The sequence below is a fragment of the Endozoicomonas ascidiicola genome, assembly GCF_001646945.1.
Taxonomy (GTDB): domain Bacteria; phylum Pseudomonadota; class Gammaproteobacteria; order Pseudomonadales; family Endozoicomonadaceae; genus Endozoicomonas; species Endozoicomonas ascidiicola.
Map to the genome: position 1 here is coordinate 9,825 of NZ_LUTV01000010.1, position 23,548 is coordinate 33,372.

Here is a 23,548-nt window from a genome sequence, read left to right on the forward strand (position 1 = left end):
CAAAAAATGATCTGTAATTATACGTCTTGAATCGTTTTTCGTTTCATGCTTTGGATCAATTTATCTGCTCATTTAGAACCGTATGTTTCAAATGAGTTTTGGTTTATTAAGGAAATAGGCTGGACAAGTGAGAATGTAATTAGCAATGTAGATTACAGAACAGCTACCATTTACATCTCCAGAATACTTTCGAGCCAGCTGAGCCAGGCGACAAAACAAGCACTGCTATCTATTGTTTAAAGCTGGTCGGGTCTGTCGGCCTATAAGAAAACACCATAACGGCTTATAAGACCTTCTGTATATGAAACAAGCCAGAGGCATTACCAGCTGGTTAGATCGTCAGCTGATAATGCCTCTGGCTTTTAAAAATGATGGCTTCAAAATGCAATCCGCCTTGTTACCTTCTAACTAAGCCTATATAGTACAATTACCTAGCCAATCTATGTATCACAACTCCCAAGCGAGATGGGCACGATGAACAGGCAAAACCGCAGTAACCCAACAAAAGCAACCTTAATGGGCTTTCCCAGCCTGCCCAGACAACGCTTTGCCCCTGTTCGCCTACTACTCCTACTGCCTTAGGGCATATTAACTTTTTATCTCCCAGACAACGGCCTGATGGCCAGACAGCAACGTCCTTCTTCTGAAGCGCTTTGCCCAGTCGTGTGCTGCTCCTTCATATCGCATCGAAGCGGCATATAAGAACAAAAAACAATCAGCCTTTCCGATTAAAGGGCAGGGATAAATCATGAACAATAATCAAGTCGTTATTTTCGATACCACGTTGCGGGATGGTGAGCAAAGCCCCGGTGCTGCCATGACCCGGGATGAAAAACTGCGGATTGCCAGAATTCTGGAAAAACTGCGAGTGGATGTAATCGAAGCCGGTTTTGCCATGGCCAGTCCCGGTGATTTTGAAGCAGTAAAAGCCATCGCCTCAACGATTACCGAAAGCACCGTTTGCAGTTTATCCCGCGCATTGGAAAACGACATTGATCGCGCAGCGGAAGCGTTGAAACCAGCCAAGCGTGGGCGAATTCATACGTTTATCGCCACATCGCCCATCCATATGAAATACAAGCTGTGTATGGAGCCGGACGATGTGATCAAACAGGCAGTGTTTGCCGTTAAACGCGCCAGAAATCATATTGATGACGTGGAATTTTCCTGTGAAGATGCGGGTCGTTCCGAAATAGACTTCTTGTGTCGCATTATTGAAGCCGCCATCAATGCTGGCGCTACCACAATCAACATTCCAGACACCGTTGGTTATGCTCTACCTCACCAGTTTGGCGACACCATCAAAACGCTGATGGAACGGATTCCCAATGCTGACAAAGCCATTTTCTCCGTGCATTGTCATAACGATTTAGGACTGGCAGTGGCCAACTCCCTGTCTGCCGTGGTGAATGGTGCACGACAGGTGGAGTGTACAATCAATGGTTTGGGTGAACGGGCAGGTAACGCTTCGCTGGAAGAGATCGTGATGGCCATGCGTACCCGCTCCGATGATTTGGGCGTGACCACCGGCATTGATACCACTCAGATTGTGCCAGCATCTCGCCTGGTGTCGTCCATTACCGGCTTCCCGGTGCAACCCAACAAAGCCATTGTCGGTGCCAACGCTTTTGCCCACGAATCTGGCATCCATCAAGATGGCATACTGAAACATCGGGAAACCTACGAAATTATGAAGGCGGAAGATGTAGGCTGGAATACCAACCGGCTGGTGTTGGGCAAACTGTCTGGCCGAAATGCCTTTAAAACCCGCATGGAAGAACTGAGCATTAGTTTTGATACCAAGGAAGAACTGAACGAAGCCTTCCAGCGTTTCAAAGTATTGGCGGATAAAAAATCCGAAATCTACGACGATGACCTGCAAGCTCTGGTCAGTGATGTGCGCAGCAGCAATGAACTGATTGAGAAATACAAACTGATCGCCTTGAACGCTGGCTCCAACATGGGGGAAACCCCGGAAGCACGATTAACCCTGTTGATCAATGGCGAAGAGCAGGAAACTGCCAGTGCTGGCGACGGTCCTGTGGATGCCATTTTCAAAGCCATTGAGAAATGCGCCAACTCCGATGCCAAACTGGTACTGTATAACGTCAGCGCCATTACCTCAGGCACCGACTCTCAAGGTAACGTGAGTGTTCGGCTGGAGAAAAATGGTCGCATCGTCAATGGCGCTGGTGCAGATACTGACATTGTTATCGCTTCTGCCAAAGCCTACATCCATGCGCTGAACCTGCTGGAAGCAGAAAGTGCCAAGGCGAATCCGCAGACTGGGCCTTGATTCAATACTGGTTCCCATGCCTTGCGTGGGAACGAGATGTGTGTAGTTTTGCGACACCCTCTCCGATCGGTAGCCCATGTGGTTGCCGACTGATTGTCATCAAAGCCCTATTTTTTCGGGAATCCTTTCAGAATTACCGACCTCCTGGGTTTTGCGAAAACCCCACTACGAATGGAATCCGATACTCTTCTTCACACAAATACAGAGCTATGCATTCCCACACGCGGGAACGAGGCATATACGCTTATTCCAAAAATGAAACTTTTTCTTTTCAAATAGCTTGAATTCAAGTAATAAATACATAACCCATAACTTTTCTTACATCAATCCCAGTTAACTCTTTGAAAGCCTCATAAGGTGTTTTGTAGTCAAGGCATTTTCTAGGTCTATTATTCAGCTTATCAACCGCTATGATGACTTCTTTTTCTGTAACGTTATTAAGCTCCATCGACTTGGGGAAATACTGCCTGAGTAGCCCATTAGCATTCTCATTCTGACCTCTTTCCCAAGAGTGATACGGAGCAGCAAAGTAACTGTCACACTTCAACGCTTTGGCAACCTCTTCATGCTGAACAAATTCTTTTCCATTGTCGTACGTTATGGTTTTTACAAACTTTTTCAAAGGCTTAAGCACACCGATCATCGCCTGTTTAACCGCTTTTGCTTTCTTTCCAGGCAAGGGAACAGCAAGACGAAGCTTGGTCTTWCGCTCATCCAATGTAGCGATTGCCCCTTTATGGTTTTTGCCAATTATGGTGTCAGCCTCCCAGTCGCCAACACGCTCTCTGTTGTTGACCACTGCCGGACGTTCCTCAATTCCAACCCGATTGGGTATACCGGTTCGGTTATGGGCTGAACCATACCTTTTCCTGTAGGTCTTTTTCTGGTGTCGTAAGTGCTTATAGAGGGTGCCTCCTTTACGTTTATCATCCGCTATATACTGATAAATCGTTTCGTGGTGTAGCTCAATTACCCCTTCTTTTTTAAGTCTTCCAGCCACTTGCTCTGGACTCAAGTCTGCACGGATATCATTAGCTATGCGTCGTTTAATATCATCCGTTAGCTTAACAGCCTTGGTTTTTTCCTGATGACGCTGTTGAGCCATACGGTGGGCCTGCTGGTGTCTGTAACCGCGTAACCCCTTGTTGCGCCCTAATTCCCGTGACAGGGAACTCTGATCGCGCCCAAGTTTTTGTGCAATTTTGTTTTGAGAAGTCCCATTTTTCAGTTCAATTTCGATATAATGTCTCTCTTCAGAGCTCAGGTGCTTAAAGGCCATCCGTGGCATCCTCTGTAGTGTTTAGTAGCTTTACAGAGTACACCTGAGTTCTGATTGAATTCAAAGGTGGCTCTGTAGCAACCCTGTGGTTACAGAGGTTATGCATTTATGATACGAATTCAGGTAGGACTAACAATTATCACTCATTAATAACAAGGGGTGACTCCGACAGTACAGGTTTCAAAGGACATAATTATGCCAACCCCATTTATTGATATTGATAGAAGGACAGCCTCCACCTCTAACCCATCTTCGCACCAGCTTCAAGGTAGCTCTCCACTCGGGCAGTGGCGAAGCATGAACACAACAAGGCACCGCTTCCCAAGTTCGGCCATACAAGGGCTAGAGGGGCACCAGAGTAATCAAGACGATCCTCTTCAGACAAGACGAGTTACCACCTCAAATCAGAGTCCATCCGGTTTTAATACAACCGATCAACATCAGAGTGACACAGACACCCCCGGCAGCTCACAACGCCTATCCCCAGCACCAACTGTGACTACAAGTCATTCTGAAAATACCCAGTGTGTCATTTGTTTTGAGGAAACCCAGGGGAGCATTGAAGATAGTAGAGAACATGCTGTCCCACTGGAGTGCTGCACCCCCACCAAATGGACTCACTTCAGATGTCTGAAGAATCAATTACAGAGCAGAGTCAAGGATAATGAACGACTGGCAGGAGAAGCAGAGCACCGCGGAATACAGTGTCCTGGCAGCACACCGGACCATCAACATACTGTCCCTTTTGATAAGATCAATATGTGGAAATTAGCAAAACATTACCCTGCAGCCGCTGTTGATGTTCAGAATTATGTCACCCGTTTTTTAAGTGCGAATCCGCGGAGTGATGATCAATTTATCCCGAAAGACATCACCTGCCCCAAGTGCGGTTTACAGAACCTGATTAACCTTGCCGATCCACAGCACAGCCGACCCATTATCTGTACCGGAGTCAAAAGTAATGGTGAAGATTGTGCAAACCACTACTGCCCACTCTGTTTTGAACCTCCTCATCCACAGCAGCCATGCAATAACGTATTACAAGTGGAAATTGCAGATTTAAAAGCAAAGTTGGATCTATATCTGCATGTGCGGCATGACGACTCAGCAGTCCACCCCTGCCCGCAGTGTGACGTTCCTCTGGAACGGCGAACCGGCTGCCTTCGAGTTAATGATGATGCCAGCCATGGCCCGACTCGAATCCGGCAAAGTCTTCAGGACCCCTGCCATCATGATGTTTGCTATAACTGCCTCAAACCCTGGTATATCAGTACACAAGATACAGATCCAGCCCGGCATCACACCTATGTCGTTTGCCCGGATAACAATCATCGATTAGAGGTTTACAACCGTAGAATTCAGGAAATAGCCGACCGACTGCAGCAACTGCACGTTGACACGGACAGTATATTTGCCAACATTGAGCGACAAAATCAGGCACAGCCTAATCAGCAAGCACGTTCACACAGCATCACCAGAGAGCAAACGATACGACTGTGCCGTATGACGCTAATGGGCTATACCGAAGAGCAATTTCAGGCATTGCCCGAGAACCAACAGGAGGCATTGATTTCAGACGCCAGTATTCTCGGCAAACTGGGACTACCTCCAAACTGGCGCATGTCTCCAGAGTCACTTGCCTACATGCCTCCAGAACAGATAAGAGCTTTTGACCAGCTTGGACTATTTAATCGTTGAATATGTGTTTACTATTTTTACCAGCCGTCTTTGAAGCTGCCGCCTTATTGAATAGTTAAGCAAATGAAATCATCCTTTCTGAGTGGTACTATTGCCAGTGATCATTGATTATTTAGAGAGCCACCATGCCCGGCGATGCCAACCCAACCACCTCATCTTCTATTGATGAGCAGTACGCTCACCGTGAGCAGTTGAGGCAGGGCTATCTGGATGCCATGGGTATTCAGACCTGGTATCCGCGGGTGCAACTACTCAATGCTCAGGCGCCGCGGCCTTTTGACTGGATTCAGGAAGATGTTCGTGCGCTGAAGAATGAGGCAGCAACATCCACAGAGCCCGTTGCTCAACACACCATCAGCCCAAGCCGCGAACCCACTCCGGATTACACCCCGACTCGAGCGGCGGATATTCTTGGTCAGTTTTTGCCGCCTGCTCCAGAGCAACCGGCCACTGAAGAAAAAGCCGCACTCACCAACACAACGCCGGAACCTGTCAAATCGGTCAACACTGTAGTCAGCAAATTCCGCCTGATTGTTCAGCCGGTCACGGATGAGTGCCTGGTGGTGGCGGAAATGCCGCATTCCGGACTGAATCAGTTCAGCCGCTTTCACCAGCGTTTGTTGGATGATATTTTGCGCGCATTAAATGTCACAACGGATCAGGCACCCACCTTTCGGGAATTCGTCTGGCCCATGGCCGATAATCGAGGGCTGTTGAGCCGGATGAATCAGGACGATCACTCTGCTGCTGATGCAGTTCGTGCGTTTCTCAACAATCAGTACGGATTATCTCGCCGACGCACTATTTTGTTGCTGGGGCAATCTGCCGCCCGATTTGTGCTGGATCCGGAAAAAGATTTCGACCACCTGCGAGGCATTCAGCAAGGCAACCAGCCGAATCAATATTTTGCTGTCACCTATGGCTTGAATGAATTGATGAAACAATCTGTTCTGAAACGGGAAGCGTGGCAGGATATTTCGCCATTGCTGACAATATCCCGTACTTAAAGACCAGTCGCCGTCATTTATCACCTGCCTTTTTTGTTCACCTGATTGCTGTTATTTATGACCACATCCCCACTTACGTTCAGAGCCATACAAACCAGCGATCTTGATCAAGTTGATCAGATTGAACAACGCTCCGCAGAACACCCATGGCGTAGAGCGCATTTTGCCGACAGTTTGACGTCGGGTTATCGCTGCATATTAGTTGAACAAAATCAGCACCCAGTGGGACACTGCATTATGATGATTGCAGCCGGTGAAGCCAGCATTTTGATTTTGACCATAGATAAAAACAGTCAGGGCAAGGGAATTGGCAAGCAGCTGCTGCAACACATGATTATGCAGGCCGGCCAATCGGGCTGCGACACGCTGTTATTGGAAGTGCGCAGGTCAAACCACAGAGCATTCAATCTCTACCTTAATGAAGGCTTCAGCGAAATCGGCGTTCGCAGAAATTATTACCCCACCAATAACGGTTCTGAAGATGCCATTGTAATGGCTATGGATCCATCACTTTACTAAGAAGCTGTTCACAATCTTTCTGCGAGCTGCAAACAATCATGAACAGTTTCTGAGATACTATCGAGATAAATGGCAAACAAGGAATTACGCCTAGTTTGCTTACGCTCCAGCACGTAGTAAACGACACTTTGATCATATTTGCGCAATGGGGCTTCGCCTTCCCAGCATCAAGTTTATTAGCATTCTCAAATATCGTTTTCCATCGTTAAAAAAAACTACAAAATACGAGCTTTCCCCCCCTGCACAGCGGAAATTAGATCGGTATAATCCCGCCCCTGTATCAGTCTTAGCTAGGTTACGAACGTTGATTATCTTCACTGTCACCAACAAAACCACCTCTCAAGTCTATGTTGGTTCTACCCGCAATGACCTGATAGACCAATGGGAAAAAATGGTGGCTGCTGCAGCCGAGCAGAACATGGACTACCCGCTGTACCAGGAGATTCGCATCCACGGTCGTGATGGTTTCGTCGTAGAAGAGTGGGACTTTGTTGAAGATCGCAATGAACTCATGCAGCTGGAACAGGAAGCCATTGACTCCCTGAACGCCAGAAGTCTGCGCGGCTATAAAACCAGTACCGTTAAAATTCAGCCGAAGAAGAAAACCCGTGTCAGAAAATCCAGCCTGGAAAAAGAGCTGGCGACACTGCTAGTGGACTCTGACGACGAGATCGATGCCTTCGAAGATCTGGACATCGGCGGCAAAAAAGAGAAAACCGAACAAACGACGACAACCGTTCAAACACCGGTGGAAACACAGCCACAAACAAATACGGTTAAGCCAACGTCAATCCGGCTGGAAACCACCACAATTGAGCAGCCAAAGCCTGAACCTGTGAAAATCGCTGAGGAAGCCATTATTCGCCCGGACACCGGCTCTCAGGTGAACGCCGTTGTGCAGATGAACGACATCTGTCTGAGTGATGATATTTCTGCCCAGCTGGCGGCTATCACCGCAGCGGCTAATGCAGTTCTGACTGGCGAAGGGGATGCCGTTGAACTGTTGAAGAGCAAACCGGTTGTACAGGAAGTAGTAAAGGAAGACATCACCGAAGGCCTGGCCGAAGCTACAGCTGTCGTTGAGGTGGTTGAACCGGTCAAAGCAGCACTAGAAGTTGCAGCACCAGAAGTGGTGGTTGAGCTTAACCCAAGAGAAAGGCGCATCCGCGACGCCATTGAGCGCCACCGGAAAGTGCGCGCTCAAAAAAATACCGCCAGCCAAACCAATGACCGCCAGCATCTTGAACAACTGCTGGCAGAACTCAATACCCGCGCCATGGGAATGACCAATTCCTCCATCGCCGCTGTCGCCTGATCCGTTTTCCTTCCTATACTGGTGTTTATGGACGACATAAACACCAAATCAACTTCGCACTTCCCAACTGAGCTCTCCAAAAAGCTCGGTAAAACCTGCAATACACTTCAGAAACTGGAACAGCGCATGGCGCTTATTGCTCACAAAAGTCAGCAAATCGCTTCTGAAATGAAACGTATTCGAGAACAGCTTCCTCCGATCAGAACGAAAACACACCAATAAAAAGTTAATCACAAATTCTGTGGATAACTCTGTTAGTGCCTTCAGGAAAACCCTCAACACCTGACAAACCATAGCCCGCTGCAAATCTGCTTATTTTTTAACCAAACCCAGAAAATGCCATAAAGAAAAAATAATTATAAAAATCTATTTTAATTCTCCAAAAACAACTATATATTTCGCGTTTTTCTAACCGTCCGATCAGACAAAAAATCTGAACACCGCTTCAGATTTAACGAACGCAGTACTGATAAAGGCAAAGGTAATTTATGTTCAGCAGGGACTTCCTGGAAAACTACTTTGAGTTAAAAGCCAATGGTACGACCGTCAAAACCGAGGTTATTGCCGGTTTAACCACGTTCATGACCATGGCCTACATTCTCGTGGTCAACCCGTTGATTCTCAAAGATGCCGGCATGGATTTCGGCGCGGTGTTCACGGCTACCGCCCTGTCTGCCATTATCGGCACCCTGATCATGGCCGTTTGGGCCAAGCTGCCTTTTGCTTTGGCGCCAGGCATGGGTCTAAATGCCTTCTTCGCGTACGGCGTTGTGCTGGGTATGGGGTATTCCTGGCAGATGGCGCTGACTGCAGTGTTTCTGGAAGGCATTATCTTTCTGGTGCTGACGGCGTTTAATGTTCGGGAAGCCATTGTTAACAGTATTCCCCTCAGTCTGAAGAAAGCGGTATCCTGCGGTATTGGTTTATTCATTGCATTTATCGGCCTGCAGAATGCCGGTATCGTTGAAGCCAATCCAGCAACGCTGGTTTCCGTTGGCGAGCTGACCGACCCAAAGCCCATGCTGGCGATGATTGGCATCCTGGTCACTGGCCTGCTGCTGGTGAAAAAAGTACGTGGCGCTCTGCTGATCGGTATCATTGCGACCACCCTGATCGGTTTCCCTCTGGGCGTAACTTCCATGCCGGATTTCAGCAATGGTCTGACACCACCGGATATTTCACCCATTCTATTCCAATTCCAGTGGGAGCACGTGTTCACCACGGATATGGCAATCATCCTGTTCACCTTCCTGTTTGTGGATATGTTCGACACCGTTGGCACTCTGGTTGGCGTTTCCACCAAAGCCAATATGTTGACCGAGAAAGGCGAAGTGCCTAACTGCAAACAAGCGCTGTTTGCCGATGCCGTTGCCACCACCGCGGGTGCATGCCTCGGTACCAGTACCGTAACAACCTTTGTTGAAAGCGCTACCGGCGTTTCTGAAGGTGGTCGTACTGGCCTGACAGCGTTGGTGGTTGCCGGCCTATTCCTTGTAGCTTTATTCCTGTCACCACTGTTTCTGATGGTGCCGGGTGCAGCGACGACGCCTGCGCTGGTTCTTGTAGGGCTGTTTATGTTGTCGCCCATCAAAGAAATTGATCTGGCCGATTACAGCGAATCCATCCCGGCATTCCTGACGCTGCTCTTTATGCCGCTGACCTACAGCATCGCCGAAGGCATTATCGTGGGTATTCTGGCGTACATTGTGTTGAAAGTGCTCAGCGGTAACTATCGCCAAGTGTCTGTTGCCTCGTTTATTGTGGGCATTCTCTGCCTAGCCAAGATCGTAATGTAATGACGTTCTGACAATCCGCACTTCAACTCCCTTTCGATACGGCTCATAATATGAGCCGTTTTTATTTGATGCCCGGTACCATGTCCTTAGCAGCAGTCCAACCCGAACGATATGAAGAGCAACTGGCCCAGAAAGCCAGCATGGTTCGCAATGATTTTTCCCATTTCCAGATGCCTGAACTGGAGCTATTTCGCTCCAAACCACAGCATTACCGGATGCGTGCAGAGTTTCATGTCTGGCATGAAGGGGATCACTGCTACTACTGCATGTTTAACCCGGAAACCAAACAGCGTTTTGAAGTGACTGAATTTCCCAGTGGTTCAAAAACCATCAACCGCTTGATGATGCCGCTGATGGAAGCCATCATAGCCAGTGATCACATGAAAAGACGGCTGTTTCAAGTAGAGTTCCTGACCACACAAACAGAAGAAGCTCTGGTTTCACTGATTTATCACCGTCAACTCAATGAAGAGTGGCAACAGGAAGCCCGCGCGCTGCAAGAAAAGTTCGGTATTAAACTGATTGGCCGGGCCAGAAAACAGAAACTGGTGCTGGATCAGGATTTTGTCACCGAAGCACTGACGGTCAATGGCGAAGCCTTCCGCTATACCCAGGTGGAAAACAGCTTCACTCAGCCCAATGCCGGCATTAATGAACAAATGCTCACTTGGGCCAGCACTATTTCCAGAGAGATCACCGCGCAACAACCTGGCGATTTGCTGGAGCTTTACTGCGGGAACGGGAATTTCACCTGTGTACTGGCAAAACATTTTGACAAAGTGCTGGCTACGGAGATTGCAAAAACATCGGTCAACTCCGCCCGGGCAAACTTCGGCCTGAACCAGATAGAGAACGTGCAAATCGCCCGCCTTTCCAGTGAAGAGTTTACTCAGGCCATGAATAAGGAGCGAGAGTTCCGACGGTTAAGTGAGATTGATCTGGATAGCTATCAATTTTCAACCATTCTGGTGGACCCACCAAGAGCCGGCCTGGATGAAGGCACCGAAAAGCTGGTGCAGCGATTCGACAATATTCTGTACATTTCCTGTAATCCAGAGACGTTGCGGAAAAACCTGTCAACCATTTGCCAGACCCATACCATTGAAAAAACGGCACTTTTTGATCAGTTCCCCTACACTCATCACGCTGAAATGGGCGTTCATCTAAAGCGTAAATAAGCCCGACCATGCTCCCCGGCAATCACCTACCTTGAATGTAATGTTCAAGGAAGTTCACCGGGGTAGTCACAGTGAAGAACTCAATTTTTAAAGCCTGCACACTCGCCATTGCTTTTCTGATCAGTGGCCTTTCCATGGCCGCCCAATATCATCAGGACGGCTACATCAAAACCTCCGTACTTTTTGTCGCCTATGACGAGAGTGAAGCCAGAGCCTTTCTGCAAATTCAGGAGCAGCTGAAACGGGCGGGAGTCTCCTACCGGGTTGTGGCCATGGGTAAAGCCGTGCAGTTTTTCCGCAACGATCCGGCGTTAATTGATGAAGGTCGATTAATTCACAATGATGGCATCAGCGACAATCGCAATCATAGGGTAAACCACAAACTGGTTTACAACGTGCTGGATCGAATCAATGTCCGGATTCTTTATACTGGCATGTCCAGCCGGGCTCAGGCTCAGTTTGCCAACGTGGCACAGCTTGAAGGTGCCAAGATCATTGCCTTTTACAATGGCCTGAACACATTCGATCAAGCGTTGCAGGTTAAGCCATTTTTGGATGAAATCCGATACGCTGATGAAGTTCATGTTCCAAGTAAGACGATTGGCTCAAGCTTCAAAGATTTTGCCCGCAGCAAAGGCGCCACCGTAAAAATTACAGGGTTACCCGTACTTGAAGCGGACATGAAGATGCATAAAGACATCGACACCCGACAACTCCGAAAAACTCTAAAAATCAAGGCTAGGCAGAAGGTTGCGCTCTTTCATGGCGGCTACCACAAGCACTACCCTGCCGCTTTAAAGACCTTTCTTCACACGACCCGAATGATGCCAGAAACCCTTTTTCTGGTGACTTTTGACCCTAGATTAAATGGTACGCTGGAAGAAAGCCTGATCAATGCCATTGCCGGAGAAAATGTGCACTTGCTGCACGATGGAAACTATCCCGATGCGGCTCTGCGCTCCATATCCTCCACAGTGATTGTCAACAGTGTTAAAGACGCCATTACTGCCAGTTTTCATGGTAAGCCGGTTATTCTCATGAACATTTCCGGCATGGAGGTCAGTGATCAACAAGTCGCCATGCAGGCAGCCTCGCCGGACGAGTTAGCCAAGTGGCTGTCCTCAAAAAGATCCTCAAAAAGAACAGCCACTCCGACCCAGGATATTCCAACCAATATGGATCAAGCCATTCTTGCCCAGATTATTTACGCCCTGCGGAGAATGGCAGAAGAAAAGTAAATTATGCCTCCCTGTTCTTTATGATTTAAGGACAATGTGGTCTACTCATAATGTGACGGATTTGCTTTGAAGGCCTGCAATGGGTGCTCTAAAACCCACTTTTTCGATGCTTGCAAAAACGGCTGTGTTGTTCACGGCCATACTTAGCGCTCTCATCGTTATTTGTAATCTAGTGATCACCATTTCAACGGATGATGCGCTCTATAGCAATATAAAGTCACTTCCCCATAACGAAGTGGGCGTTTTGCTGGGCACCAGCAAATACTCCCGACAAGGCGGTGTGAACGACCATTATCGTCTGCGGTTAAATGCTGCTCTCACACTGTATCAAGCCGGTAAAATCGACTACATCCTCATCAGTGGTGATAACGCAACTCGTTACTACGATGAGCCCAGCACGATACGCCGAGATCTCTTAAAGCTGGGAGTTCCTCCAGAAAGGATTTATCGCGATTACGCTGGCTTCCGCACTCTGGATTCCGTTTTGCGCGCTCATCACGTTTTCGATCTGGAAAATTTCACCATCATCTCTCAGGCACCCCACAATCAAAGAGCCCTGTATATTGCACGTAATCATGATATCGATGCGATCGCTTTTAATGCCGGGGAAGGAGAAGCATCGGATTTAACCAATAAAACCCGGGAAATCCTAGCTCGGGTACTGGCTGTAATGGAAGTGCATTTATTGAATAAAGGACCAAAATTTCTGGGGCCACAGATCGAAATAGGCGTTACACCGCCAACTTGAATTACAGTTGTATGTTGAAAAAAGAAGACCGCTTGATATATCGACGAACTTTCTCCATGGTGCCTGGAAACCATTTATCCAAGCGGTAAGTTTCCCGATAAATTTCATCGACCATCATTGGATTTTGATAGTCATTGAACACAACGCCCACTAGTGACACATCATTCTGAGTCAAACGATCCAGCGCTGTTTTGAACTGAGTTTGCTGCGTGACACCGGCCATGACCATGAACACCGCACCATCGGCCATTGCGCAAACAGTTTCTGCAGGAATATTATTACGGTTACGGGCATTGACCGGAGAGGTATCAAAGATCACCGCATCGTAATTCTCCAGCCAGTGCTGAATCAGTTTGCTCATGGTGGCAATATTTCTGAAACGAAGTACGTCGCTGTCACAGGGAGCGGGGAGTACATCCAAGTTCAGATCATTCGTTCTCATAATGTTTGCATCTGCAGACTGTGCTGTCGGAAACCAGTCTGTGTGCTGACGTCCTGAAATATCACCCAATTCAGGGTGCAGTATATTCACTTCCACCAGCAGGGTCTTCTTACCATCCAACTCACTGCGCTTGCTCAATGCATAAGCCAGAGTGCTGCATCCTTCACCGGGGTTTGCTGCCGTAATCGCCAGTGAACGCATCCCTTTGCCCAGGCTGTTGCTGTAGATCTCTTCTATTTCAAGGTAGTTAACTGGCAGCTTAATCATGGTGTAAACCATCCCAGGTTGGTTAGCAGTAACAGCACGTTTAGTATCCCTCCGGTATCGGTCACCAGACTATTAAAACTACGCCAGTTAGACTGGGATACCTCCGGAACAAAGATCGTATCTCCAGCTCTTAGCACTGGCAGACTCTCTCCGTCCGGATCTTTCATAAAATCCACCAGATCAAATGTGCTGGCACGACTCTCTTCACAACAGGAATTATTTACTATCAGAATTTTTTCGATATAAGCGGTTTCATTTGGACCTCCCGCTTCCGCCAGTAAGTCGAGAATGGTCATATTCGCGGTGAATTCATAACGTCCGGAAGTCGCCACGGCGCCCATAATTCTGACGGTATCTTCCGGCTCCTGTTCCGTCCATTTACGGGTTCGGGATGCAATGAAAATAGTATCTCCGGACTTTACTTTCGGCAGCAGGCTTTCATCGCCGGTTTCAAAAAAGGTCAGTAAATCTACCTTAGTGACCCTGGGTATACCCTCATTTCGATGAATGACCCTGATGCGGCTTAAATCAGCTTCCTTATTAGGGCCTTCCGCTGCAGAAAGAATGTCTAAAAAACCAAGATTTTTATTAAATGCATAGCGTCCTGGCTGAATCACTGCCCCCATAATATAGATCGAGTTTTCTTTAGGGAGCTTGACCCAGTTAGCGTTATTATCAATGGGGGAATCCGGAAGTTCAGGAATAACCAAGGTACTCCCACCCTTTACAACGGGTAAATCACTCCAATCACCGCCCTGCTCCATAAACTCCTGCATATTAAACTCAGTGACGATTCGTTCGTTATCAGGACCAGGAGTGATAATTTTAATATGAGCAAGATCGGCTCTTTCTGCAGGACCGCCCGCATTACCAATATAATCGATAAAATCGACAGTTTCTGACCATTCATATCGTCCTGGTTTAATGACAGAACCGAGCACCTTAACCGACTGAGATGTGGGTGTTCTGAACCATGATGAATCTTCATTCGCCGGCTTCTCAGGAAAGAATATGGCATCGCCAGACTTAATCGTGGGGACTACTTCTACCCGCCCCTCGGTAAAAGCCTCCAGATCAAAAGGGACGACCTCGCCGCTTCTCCTGAGAATCCTGACGGCCGTTATGTCTGCATAACGATTAGGGCCGCCCGCATCTGAGATTACATCGAGAAAGCTGACATCTTCAGCCGTCTCAAATGATCCTGGTTTTTGTACCTGCCCCATCACATAAACCCTTCGGGGGCTCGCTGATATGGAATCAACCCGTATCGGAACATATACTGTTGCACCAGGCAGTAACTCTGGCAACTCATCGACGGAGCCGCTATCAAGGTATTTTTTGAGGTTAAACATGATCGGTTCACTACCTGAAAGGACGCGTATTTGCTCCACATTGGCGTATCGCGTAATACCCCCACCTTTCAGCATGGCATCCAGAACATTCACACCCTCCTCATAGCCAAAACTGATGGGTTTGATCACTTCACCAAAGACTTTAATAACCTCTCGGTCAGAAATAGAATCTACCTCTTTGTCCTCAAGTGATTTCAGGGGCTTGCCGTGAATATTGCTGAGTTCTGGTGTTGACGGTACAAAAATCTCATCCAGTGACCGAAGGTTTGGCAGGACCTTTTCATCGCCAGTATCAAGATATTTTTTGAAGTCAAACGTGATCGTTTCCCCGTCTCTTCGCAACTGCAAACGACTTAGCAGCGCTCCATCCACAAAGCCACCAGCCTGATTAATGGCAACCTGAATATTGCCGTTACCGGGCAACTCGACATCTCCGGGTTGTTCGACAAAACCAAGCACCGTCACTAAAAGGCGCTTTTCTTTTAAACGGATAGTCAGTTTATCCAAGCCAAGGAATATTTCAGACATCCTTCTGACAATGATTTTTTCAGCCTGTTTCAGCATTAACCCTGCTATATTCAGCTGCCCAATCTCCGGAAGCCGGATAACTCCAGCCCGATCAATTAGAAATTCTTTGTTAAAGCCCTCTTCCCCGGGTAATTCGATAAACAGCACATCGCCGGATTGCAGTTCATAATCACTGAATTTATTCTCTTGCTCCTGAGCTCCACGCTCGATGCTTTGTGAATCCCCATTAGGAACCACTCTTTCTTCTAATAGCTCTTGTAGTTGAGATTCGGTTGATACAGTATCTTCCTCTTTTGAAGACTCCACTCTGACAGAGGCCTTTGTCAGTGAAACAATAACAACATCTCTTTCCTCAAGGACGACGCGTTTATGGCTCTGGCTATTTGAAGCAATATTGAGACCGCCACGAATCACCTGGTACTCCGCCTCAAAGGCATTCCTATCAAACAAGTTGTGGGCATTTTCCAACTGCTCAACCGTTCCACCGACAGACACAGCATACTCACCGGGAGACTCAATATCCCCCATCACGACAACCTTCATCAATTCACTGGTAAAAACAGGGGAGGAAAAGAAAATGCAAAGCAAAAAAACCCTTAAACCGTGATTCACGGCTTTAAGGGTTTTCTGATTTGCACAAGGCATTATCATTACCGACTCCAACCTATTTACGGTAAACTTTCAGGCTTCGCCCACCTGCCCAATCCCAACAAAGACTCTCTTTTGTTTATCCAATTCGGCCTGGCTTTCTTCCGAAGAACGTATTGCAGCGGACAACCTGTGGTTTCCAGCTGATTTTCAAGTCTTATCCGGAGACCATCCAGAGATACGAAAGTCTCTTCCAACCTTTTTAAAGGCTCTACTCGCAACTGAGCATCCAGCGCCAATCGAATTTGCTGATGCTCTTGCTTGAGGAATTGCATCCTGCCAGGTAGGCAGTGCTCTCCACCGACCCTTGCCAATGCCTGATAACGGCTTTCACTAATTCTCAACAACTCGACCAACTCACTCTGGCTAAGATACTCCCCCCTCGATTCCCTCCTGATTTTCAGGCTGTGTTCTCTTTCTGGAGGTGCAGGCCATAAGGGTGCACATGCTGAAACAACAGGCACACTCAAGAAAAAAAGTATTTTTATACTTCTTTTAAAAAAGGTGTAAAAACCATCAACTTTTTTAATCTCTACCAATTAATCTTTCCCAATTAATCTTTCCCAATTAATGCTTCCCAAGATATTCTTCAATACTTTCATATTGCTTGATCGCTTGACTGATCCTGAGCATTGTCAATAATTCGTCAGTCTTACCATTAACGCCAAGCAAACCAAGATTCCGACTATCCATTCTCAGTCGCTTATAAAGAAAAACTAACGCACCCACTCCAGAGGAATCAATTTTACCCATTTCACTCATATCAATAAGCACATCACCGGCACCATCCTCAATCAAACCTTCAAAATACTCTTTAATATCATTCACCGTCCCTGAATCAAAATCATCATGTAATTCAACCACATGACAATCATTCGATTGATAAGTCGAGTAATCCATCACCCATTACCTCAATATCCATAAACATCCAATTAAAACAATCTCCACATAAAATCAGACTAGCCAATCAAAATTTAAAAAACGGCAATCAAAAAATAAATGACGGAAAGAATTATATTTACCCAACCAATAAAACAATCAACAATTTATTAAAAACAAAACCTATAGTTAATTAACAAGACATTTAAGAAGTTAAGATAAAACTTATTCAGACCTCATGACGTGCCCAAGCATTTCTGAATAAATGGCGGAAAGATCATTTCACCTTATGGATACGAAAGAAGGCACTCACGGTCAATCACAGCTTTCCCACCAACTGCTGAAAGTGGTTTTGCTTTGTGCCTGCCTTCTTGGCGTGCTCCTCAGTCTTGTTCAAGTATTTATTGAAGCTCGCCAGACCAGTATCGCCATTGATAAAAGAGGTCAGGAAATTCTGGCCATGATCCATGAGCCTGCTCATAAGGCATTGTCGCGCTTTGATAATAAGATGGCTCAGGAAATCTTGAACGGCGTGATGGAAGTATCATCCGTTCAGGCTGCAGCCATCAGGCTTGAAGATCAATCACTGCTGGCCAGAACGGAAAGACCTTTATCCCATTCCCGCTATCGCCTGCTGACCGATGCCATTTTCACCCCTATAAGAACGTTTCGACACTCAATGAGTGCAGACTCACATGCCCCATCCGCTTCAGGTGAAGTGATACTATATTTTGATACGGCTTATGAAGGAAAGTCGTTTGTTCAACGCTCGGTCACTATCGTTCTGGTGGGTTTGGTCCGCGCGATTACCATGGCGCTGGTATTATTTTTCATTTATTCCACTTTACTGACCAAGCCATTGAACCGACTTATCTTTCACCTCACAGGCATCAACCCTGAACACCCCGGTAAGGCGCAATTACCCATCCCGAAAGGACACGAAAAAAATGAACTTGGCCTCTGGGTGACCACCGCCAATAAGTTATTACATTCCATCGATAAACATTACAGCCTGCGACAGAAAGCAGAAGAGCGCATTATGCGCCTTTCTCAATACGATTATCTGACCCGACTTCCTAATCGACGTTCTCTGCAAAAGCATCTGAACCAGCTCATTAAAAAAGCGAATAGCAACGATAGCATGGCGGTGATCTGCCTGGGTCTGGACGATTTCAAATCCCTGAATATTCAGTTGAACTTCAATGCGGCAGAACACGTACTGGTAAAACTTTCCGATCGCTTAAGAAACCATGTCAATAACGCAACCTATCTGGGTCGGCTGGGAGAAGATCAGTTTGCCATTATCCTGACAAATGTGAGCCAGCCTTATGAAGCGGCCGAACTGACTCAGTCCCTGCTGCAGGAATTTGAAAAACCGTTTGTAATTAATGACGAATTTCTTACCGTCACTGCCACAGCCGGTATCACTCTGTTTCCTAATGATGGGGACAATGTGGATAAACTACTGCAGCAGGCCGAGTTTGCCATGATCATGGCGAAGTCCCGCAACCGCAACCGTTACCAGTTTTATATAGCCACCATCGACAGTGACATCCGTCAACGTAAACGGTTGGAAATGGATCTGCATCAGGCGCTTGAAAATCAGGAACTCAGTCTGGTGTATCAACCACAATTCAGCTGTGAGAATGGTGAGCTGGTCGGTATCGAAACATTGATTCGCTGGCATCATCCTGACAGAGGTTTAATCTCTCCTGACCTGTTTATCCCCATGGCCGAGCAAAGCATGGATATCATTCCCATCGGCAACTGGGTACTGGAAACAGCCTGCCATCAGTTAAAGCAATGGCAAAACAGTGGCTACCATGGGCTGCGAATGGCCATCAACCTTTCCGCCGTCCAACTTCAGGACCCCGATATCGTTGACCGGGTGATTTATCTGCTGAACAAGTACCAGTTTTCCCCGGATGCCCTGGAGCTTGAGGTCACCGAAACCTTCATCATGGAAGATATTGAGATCGCCAAACTGCAATTGAATCAGTTAAAGAGTTTAGGTATCACCCTGACACTGGATGACTTCGGCACTGGCTATTCTTCTCTGGGGTATTTGAAACAATTCCCCTTCGATAAAGTGAAAATTGATAAGTCTTTTATCGAAGGGCTGCCAGAACATAAAGAAAATGGCGCCATTGTTGATGCCATTATCCAGATAGGCAAAAGCTTTGGCATGCTCGTACTGGCGGAGGGTGTCGAGACCCTGGAACAGGAACTTTGCCTGAAAGAAAAAGGCTGTCAGGAAGGACAGGGTTATTACTACGGCAAACCACTGCCTGCAGACGCTTTCATCGAGCACTTAACTAACCTCGACGTATTGCCAAGGATACCTGGGAGAGCCAATGGTTGATCAGCCAATTGTTCTGCTCTTGGACTCACGGCAACCTGGTGGGATTGAGAGTCATGTTTTTCAGCTGGCCAGCGCACTTAAACGCAATCGCTGGCCCATAGAAGTCTGGTTTTACCGACGATATTCAGTACTCCACCCCCTTGAAGTAGAACTCAATGACGCCGGCGTGAAGGTTAGATATCTCAATGGCACACTCCGCGAACTGAACAAAACCATAAAAGACACCCGCCCTCTGGTTCTCCATACCCACGGCTACAAAGCAAACACCCTTGGCAGGGTGGTAGGCCTAATCAATAGAATCCCCGTTGTCTCAACATTTCATAATGGTGACCGGGGCACCGGAAGAGTTCGGCTCTATACCCTGCTGGATGAACTGTCTTCAGTGCTTTCTCAAAATATTATTGTGAATAAAGAGATGGTTCGCCGATGGATTCATCGTCCGATTAAGCTCAGTAACTTTATTCAAATTCCGGAAAAACAGCTCCACTCGGGACAGGCTGTTGCCTTTGTGGGTCGACTGAGTCACGAAAAAGGACCGGATCTTTTTCTGCAACTGGCCAAGCATCAACCGATGCTCTCCTTTCATATGTATGGCTCCGGCCCTATGGCCTCCAAGCTGAAAGAGCAGGAAGTCAGCAATGTTGCGTTTATGGGACAGGTGACTTCCATGAACACCCATTGGCGGGATATCGGTTTGCTTTGCATCACCTCACGGGAAGAAGGGCTACCAATGGTGGCACTGGAAGCCATGGCCAACGGCATTCCAGTCATCAGTTTTCCATTGGGTGGACTGCCAGAGCTGATTACTCAAGGTTACAACGGTTGGACAACACCACCTGGCGATTTAACCGCCATGAGCAGTCTTGTGCAGTTCTGGATGTCGCTGCCTGAGGTGGTGAAACTGCAACTGAGCCAGTCGTGCCGGGATACGATTTCCCGAGAGTATTCTTCACGCACCATTGTACCGGGCATTTTGTCGGTCTACCGGCAGGCCATCGACATCAAGGGACAACCGGTACCGGAACTTTTTTCTAAGCAAACACTCAAAAATTCGGTCAGCCACCAACCGGACAACACGCTTCCTCCCACGTCATCCACCCACGGTTAGGTTTTATGGATACTGGTCGCCACGTTATCAAAGGGTTAAAAGCAGGTGCCGTGCTCAGGCTTTTGGCTCAGGCATTCACCTGGATCAATACCCTGATTCTGATACGACTGCTCACGGAAGATGATTATGGTCTGATGGCCATGACCATGGCGTTTATCGGCATATTCGCCCTGATGGGCGATCTGGGCATGGGGAAAACGCTGATTCAGGCTGAAAGCCTGAGTCCTCTGAAACTTCGCCAAGCGTTCACCCTGAACCTGATATCTGGCTTGACCTTCTTCTGCCTTTTTTATTTTTCGGCGCCGGTCATTGCCATTTTTTTCAATGAACCACAAGTAACATTCCTTATTCAAGTGGCCGCCTTACAGTTTTTGATTCTGATTTTTCATACCCTGCCCAGCGCTTCAGCCAGTCGCGACATGCTGTTTAAAGAGCGGGAAAAAGTTCAGTTTTGGGCAACGCTGATGACCAGTGTTTTGACTCTGGCAATGGCAGCTGCCGGCTTGGGTATCTGGTCGTTAATTTGTGGCCACCTGTTTATGCGATTGGCATTAACCATTGGCTTTAACAAAATTTCACCCTGCTGGGCCTGGCCGACACTTAACTTTCATCAACTGTCGTCTTTGAGCACGTTCGGAGGCATCACCACCACCAATGACCTGCTTCGGTATTTTTTTCATATCTTTGGCAACCTGAGTATCGGACGACTGCTGTCTAAAACAGAGTTAGGTATTTTCTCCGTCGCCCGAAATCTGGCCAACCTACCCAGTGATAAGATCGGTGAATTAGTGAATCACATTGGCCTGTCCTCCCTTGCCAAGCTGCAAAATGATCGAGGATTCGCGGGGCTGTATTTGCAGAAATCCATCCAGCTGGCAGGTCTGATTTTATTTCCGGTCTACTTTGGCTTGTGTGCAATAGCACCGGACTTTATTCCGCTGGTGCTGACGGATAAATGGACGTCAGTCGTCGTTCCTTTTCAGATCCTATGTCTCTCCAGCCCATTTCGCTTGCTCACCGAGCTGCTCTCTACCGGCGTGACGGCTATTGGCAAGCCTGGCTTAAACAGCCGAGCTCTGTTCTACACACTGATGACTTTACCCGTATTTATTGGTGGTATTCAGTTTGGTGTTGAAGGTGCATGCTGGGCATGGCTCGGTATCACTCTCTTCAGTTTTGCCTGCCATTTGCGACTTATTCTCCCGGAATTCAAGGTTCGTACTCTTACCATACTCGCTTGCCTGTTTCCGGGATTTTTATGTTCAGCCGTTATGCTCGCAGGCCTGTTATGGGGAAGAAGCGAAATTACTCAGTCATGGTCTGCACTGGCTTCGATGTTCACGATTGGCAGCGCTGGTCTTTTAATTTTCATATCGATGCAGGTTGTTTTGTTCCGCCCATTTTTTTTCAAAACCCTTCTGTGGTTAAGGCACTAGGTGGTTAATATGCAGCTACCCGGTATCGAGCGACTCTTTCTCAACCGTTACCAAACCATCACCGTTGCCGCCTATTGTCTACTGGCTGCACTGCCTGCCGTGATAATGCCTCACCCTCTGGCATTAATGCCTCTGGCCGTGATTCCTCTGGGAATGATTTTTTTACTGAAAAAACCGTTTGTGGTCTGTCTGATCTTTATACTGTTTTCTTTTTTCCGATTGCATGAAGTGATCCCCCAATTAACGCCTCTTAAAATCCCTTTATTAACCGCCTTGGGTTCTTATTTTGTATTGGCATGGCACATCATCCTGACCCAGAAAGTAAAAGTCTACTGGCGGCAAGAACACTCAAAGTTTGCCCGTTTCTTTTGCTGGGTGGTGGTTGGTATCGCATTTTCCAGCTTTCCCCCCTCATCCTTTGAAAGCTTTACCAGCGTCTATATGAAAATCGGAATCATGGTTCTGGCCATATCATGGTTGATGACGGAGTACTGGCACTTCAAATTGACTCATTTGCTAATCATCTGCTCTGGATTAATTGTGGGTGGCGTCACACTTTATAACAACGCCAATGGTATCGGGATGGTGGAAGAGACCCGTGTCACCATCCCCGGTACCAGCCTCGGTGACCCAAACGACCTTTCTCTGGTACTGAGTTTTCCCATGAGTTATGCCGTGGCGGTCGTTACCACAAAAGGTACCGGACGATTTCTGACACTGCTGGGGCTCATCGGCATTGTGGTTTTCGTAGCATCCATTCTGGCCACCCAGAGCCGGGGTGGCTTGCTGGCAGTTCTGGCGGTCTTTGGCATTTTTGGCCTGCGCATCATCAAATCAAAACTGCTGCTGATGAGTATTGGCAGTTTCGCTATCGTTGTCTTGATGGCTGCGGCGGGCATTAGTGATCGTAAATCCGGCGGAGCCCAGGAAGAAGGCCTTGATGAATCCTCCATGGCCCGTATCCATGCGTGGGAAGCGGCATTTAATATGGGGCTGCGCAATCCGATGACCGGCGTTGGGTTATCGATGTATCTGGATAATTATTGGGATTATGCCACACACAGCCGTTCAGAGGGCAAGGCTCACGTTACCCACAGCACGTGGTTTCAGGTGATGTCCGAATCCGGCTTCGTTGGATTTATTTTATTCATCGGGATGCTGGTTGCCATCTTCCTGTCCATACGACGGTCATTGGCCAAACTGGATAAGCAACAGGAATCGCCGGATTACGATCCCCATATGTCAGCCATTGCCGTTGGCACCTATGCGGGGCTGGCGGGATTTTGTGCTTCTGGTTCATTTTTGAGCATGGGATTTCTCTGGCCCGTTTATATTATGACAGCCATCAGTATTGCCATCGCCCAATATATGGATACTCACCACACTTCTAAAAACACAATAAGTTAAAACTATATTTACTATTGATGGAATTAAAACCGGGTTACAAAGGAA

18 protein-coding genes are annotated in these 23,548 nt (G+C 47.4%); 13 read left to right on the forward strand and 5 right to left on the reverse strand.

Annotated elements, in window-relative coordinates; genetic code table 11:
• Positions 1-748 precede the first annotated feature (748 nt).
• Positions 749-2,296 (forward strand): 2-isopropylmalate synthase, encoded by a 1,548-nt coding sequence (locus tag AKL11_RS22290; RefSeq protein WP_216636834.1) that lies wholly within the window; start codon positions 749-751, stop codon positions 2,294-2,296.
• Positions 2,297-2,582: 286 nt separating this feature from the next.
• On the opposite strand, the gene AKL11_RS22295 is transcribed toward AKL11_RS22290, so the two are convergent.
• Positions 2,583-3,575, reverse strand: coding sequence for an IS30 family transposase (locus AKL11_RS22295; RefSeq protein WP_067515034.1), 993 nt, complete (start codon positions 3,573-3,575; stop codon positions 2,583-2,585).
• 195 nt (positions 3,576-3,770) lie between these two features.
• Between AKL11_RS22295 and AKL11_RS22300 the strand changes: the two genes are divergently transcribed.
• The 8 genes from AKL11_RS22300 to AKL11_RS22340 all read left to right on the forward strand — a co-directional run bounded on the left by AKL11_RS22300 (position 3,771) and on the right by AKL11_RS22340 (position 13,074).
• Positions 3,771-5,273, forward strand: a complete 1,503-nt coding sequence (locus tag AKL11_RS22300; RefSeq protein WP_157673725.1) for an Rcat domain-containing protein — start codon at positions 3,771-3,773, stop codon at positions 5,271-5,273.
• 125 nt (positions 5,274-5,398) lie between these two features.
• Entirely contained in the window at positions 5,399-6,280 is an 882-nt protein-coding gene (locus AKL11_RS22305; RefSeq protein WP_067522168.1) for a uracil-DNA glycosylase family protein, read from the forward strand.
• 57 nt (positions 6,281-6,337) lie between these two features.
• Positions 6,338-6,799 carry a ribosomal protein S18-alanine N-acetyltransferase gene (rimI, locus tag AKL11_RS22310; protein WP_067522170.1) on the forward strand — a complete coding sequence of 154 codons (462 nt, stop codon included), beginning with the start codon at positions 6,338-6,340 and terminating at the stop codon, positions 6,797-6,799.
• A gap of 304 nt (positions 6,800-7,103) precedes the next feature.
• A complete protein-coding gene (locus AKL11_RS22315) occupies positions 7,104-8,114 on the forward strand; it encodes a GIY-YIG nuclease family protein (protein ID WP_067584849.1) in 1,011 nt (336 codons plus the stop codon).
• Between the two features lie 488 nt (positions 8,115-8,602).
• Positions 8,603-9,910 (forward strand): NCS2 family permease, encoded by a 1,308-nt coding sequence (locus tag AKL11_RS22325; RefSeq protein WP_095210630.1) that lies wholly within the window; start codon positions 8,603-8,605, stop codon positions 9,908-9,910.
• Between the two features lie 50 nt (positions 9,911-9,960).
• A complete protein-coding gene (gene trmA / locus AKL11_RS22330; protein WP_342669739.1) occupies positions 9,961-11,088 on the forward strand; it encodes a tRNA (uridine(54)-C5)-methyltransferase TrmA in 1,128 nt (375 codons plus the stop codon).
• A gap of 71 nt (positions 11,089-11,159) precedes the next feature.
• On the forward strand, positions 11,160-12,326 hold the full coding sequence (locus AKL11_RS22335; protein WP_067522176.1) for a hypothetical protein: 1,167 nt from the start codon (positions 11,160-11,162) through the stop codon (positions 12,324-12,326).
• A 172-nt stretch (positions 12,327-12,498) separates the two neighbouring features.
• Positions 12,499-13,074 (forward strand): SanA/YdcF family protein, encoded by a 576-nt coding sequence (locus AKL11_RS22340; RefSeq protein WP_216636835.1) that lies wholly within the window; start codon positions 12,499-12,501, stop codon positions 13,072-13,074.
• A 1-nt stretch (position 13,075) separates the two neighbouring features.
• Here the strand turns inward: AKL11_RS22340 and AKL11_RS22345 are convergent, their stop codons facing one another.
• From AKL11_RS22345 to AKL11_RS22360, 4 genes are all read right to left on the reverse strand, one after another.
• On the reverse strand, positions 13,076-13,783 hold the full coding sequence (locus AKL11_RS22345; RefSeq protein WP_095210632.1) for a CpsD/CapB family tyrosine-protein kinase: 708 nt from the start codon (positions 13,781-13,783) through the stop codon (positions 13,076-13,078).
• The gene (locus AKL11_RS22350; protein WP_095210633.1) at positions 13,780-16,314 is read right to left on the reverse strand and encodes an SLBB domain-containing protein; all 2,535 of its coding nucleotides are present in this window, start codon (positions 16,312-16,314) and stop codon (positions 13,780-13,782) included. Before AKL11_RS22350 ends, AKL11_RS22345 begins: the two co-directional genes overlap by 4 nt.
• Before the next feature lie 17 nt (positions 16,315-16,331).
• On the reverse strand, positions 16,332-16,658 hold the full coding sequence (locus AKL11_RS25410) for a hypothetical protein (protein WP_157673726.1): 327 nt from the start codon (positions 16,656-16,658) through the stop codon (positions 16,332-16,334).
• Positions 16,659-16,878: 220 nt separating this feature from the next.
• The gene (locus tag AKL11_RS22360; RefSeq protein WP_067522182.1) at positions 16,879-17,211 is read right to left on the reverse strand and encodes an STAS domain-containing protein; all 333 of its coding nucleotides are present in this window, start codon (positions 17,209-17,211) and stop codon (positions 16,879-16,881) included.
• Positions 17,212-17,479: 268 nt separating this feature from the next.
• Here AKL11_RS22360 and AKL11_RS22365 point away from each other — a divergent pair, with 268 nt between their 5' ends.
• From AKL11_RS22365 to AKL11_RS22380, 4 genes are read left to right on the forward strand one after another with little or no spacing between them, the layout of a single operon-like run.
• Positions 17,480-19,552, forward strand: a complete 2,073-nt coding sequence (locus AKL11_RS22365; RefSeq protein ID WP_067522375.1) for a putative bifunctional diguanylate cyclase/phosphodiesterase — start codon at positions 17,480-17,482, stop codon at positions 19,550-19,552.
• Complete coding sequence (locus AKL11_RS22370) at positions 19,545-20,660, forward strand: glycosyltransferase family 4 protein (protein ID WP_067522184.1); 1,116 nt, start codon at positions 19,545-19,547, stop codon at positions 20,658-20,660. The genes AKL11_RS22365 and AKL11_RS22370 overlap by 8 nt, the downstream gene beginning before the upstream one ends.
• A gap of 5 nt (positions 20,661-20,665) precedes the next feature.
• Entirely contained in the window at positions 20,666-22,096 is a 1,431-nt protein-coding gene (locus tag AKL11_RS22375; protein ID WP_067522186.1) for a lipopolysaccharide biosynthesis protein, read from the forward strand.
• 9 nt (positions 22,097-22,105) lie between these two features.
• A complete protein-coding gene (locus AKL11_RS22380) occupies positions 22,106-23,503 on the forward strand; it encodes an O-antigen ligase family protein (protein WP_067522377.1) in 1,398 nt (465 codons plus the stop codon).
• Positions 23,504-23,548 lie beyond the last annotated feature (45 nt).

Coding starts and splice junctions, on each gene's coding strand:
- AKL11_RS22290 (WP_216636834.1), top strand. CDS start 749: ATGAACAATAATCAAGTCGTTATTTTCGATACCACGTTGCGGGATGGT.
- AKL11_RS22300 (WP_157673725.1), top strand. CDS start 3,771: ATGCCAACCCCATTTATTGATATTGATAGAAGGACAGCCTCCACCTCT.
- AKL11_RS22305 (WP_067522168.1), top strand. CDS start 5,399: ATGCCCGGCGATGCCAACCCAACCACCTCATCTTCTATTGATGAGCAG.
- rimI (WP_067522170.1), top strand. CDS start 6,338: ATGACCACATCCCCACTTACGTTCAGAGCCATACAAACCAGCGATCTT.
- AKL11_RS22325 (WP_095210630.1), top strand. CDS start 8,603: ATGTTCAGCAGGGACTTCCTGGAAAACTACTTTGAGTTAAAAGCCAAT.
- trmA (WP_342669739.1), top strand. CDS start 9,961: ATGAGCCGTTTTTATTTGATGCCCGGTACCATGTCCTTAGCAGCAGTC.
- AKL11_RS22345 (WP_095210632.1), bottom strand. CDS start 13,783: ATGATTAAGCTGCCAGTTAACTACCTTGAAATAGAAGAGATCTACAGC.
- AKL11_RS22350 (WP_095210633.1), bottom strand. CDS start 16,314: ATGATAATGCCTTGTGCAAATCAGAAAACCCTTAAAGCCGTGAATCAC.
- AKL11_RS22360 (WP_067522182.1), bottom strand. CDS start 17,211: ATGGATTACTCGACTTATCAATCGAATGATTGTCATGTGGTTGAATTA.
- AKL11_RS22365 (WP_067522375.1), top strand. CDS start 17,480: ATGGATACGAAAGAAGGCACTCACGGTCAATCACAGCTTTCCCACCAA.
- AKL11_RS22370 (WP_067522184.1), top strand. CDS start 19,545: ATGGTTGATCAGCCAATTGTTCTGCTCTTGGACTCACGGCAACCTGGT.
- AKL11_RS22375 (WP_067522186.1), top strand. CDS start 20,666: ATGGATACTGGTCGCCACGTTATCAAAGGGTTAAAAGCAGGTGCCGTG.
- AKL11_RS22380 (WP_067522377.1), top strand. CDS start 22,106: ATGCAGCTACCCGGTATCGAGCGACTCTTTCTCAACCGTTACCAAACC.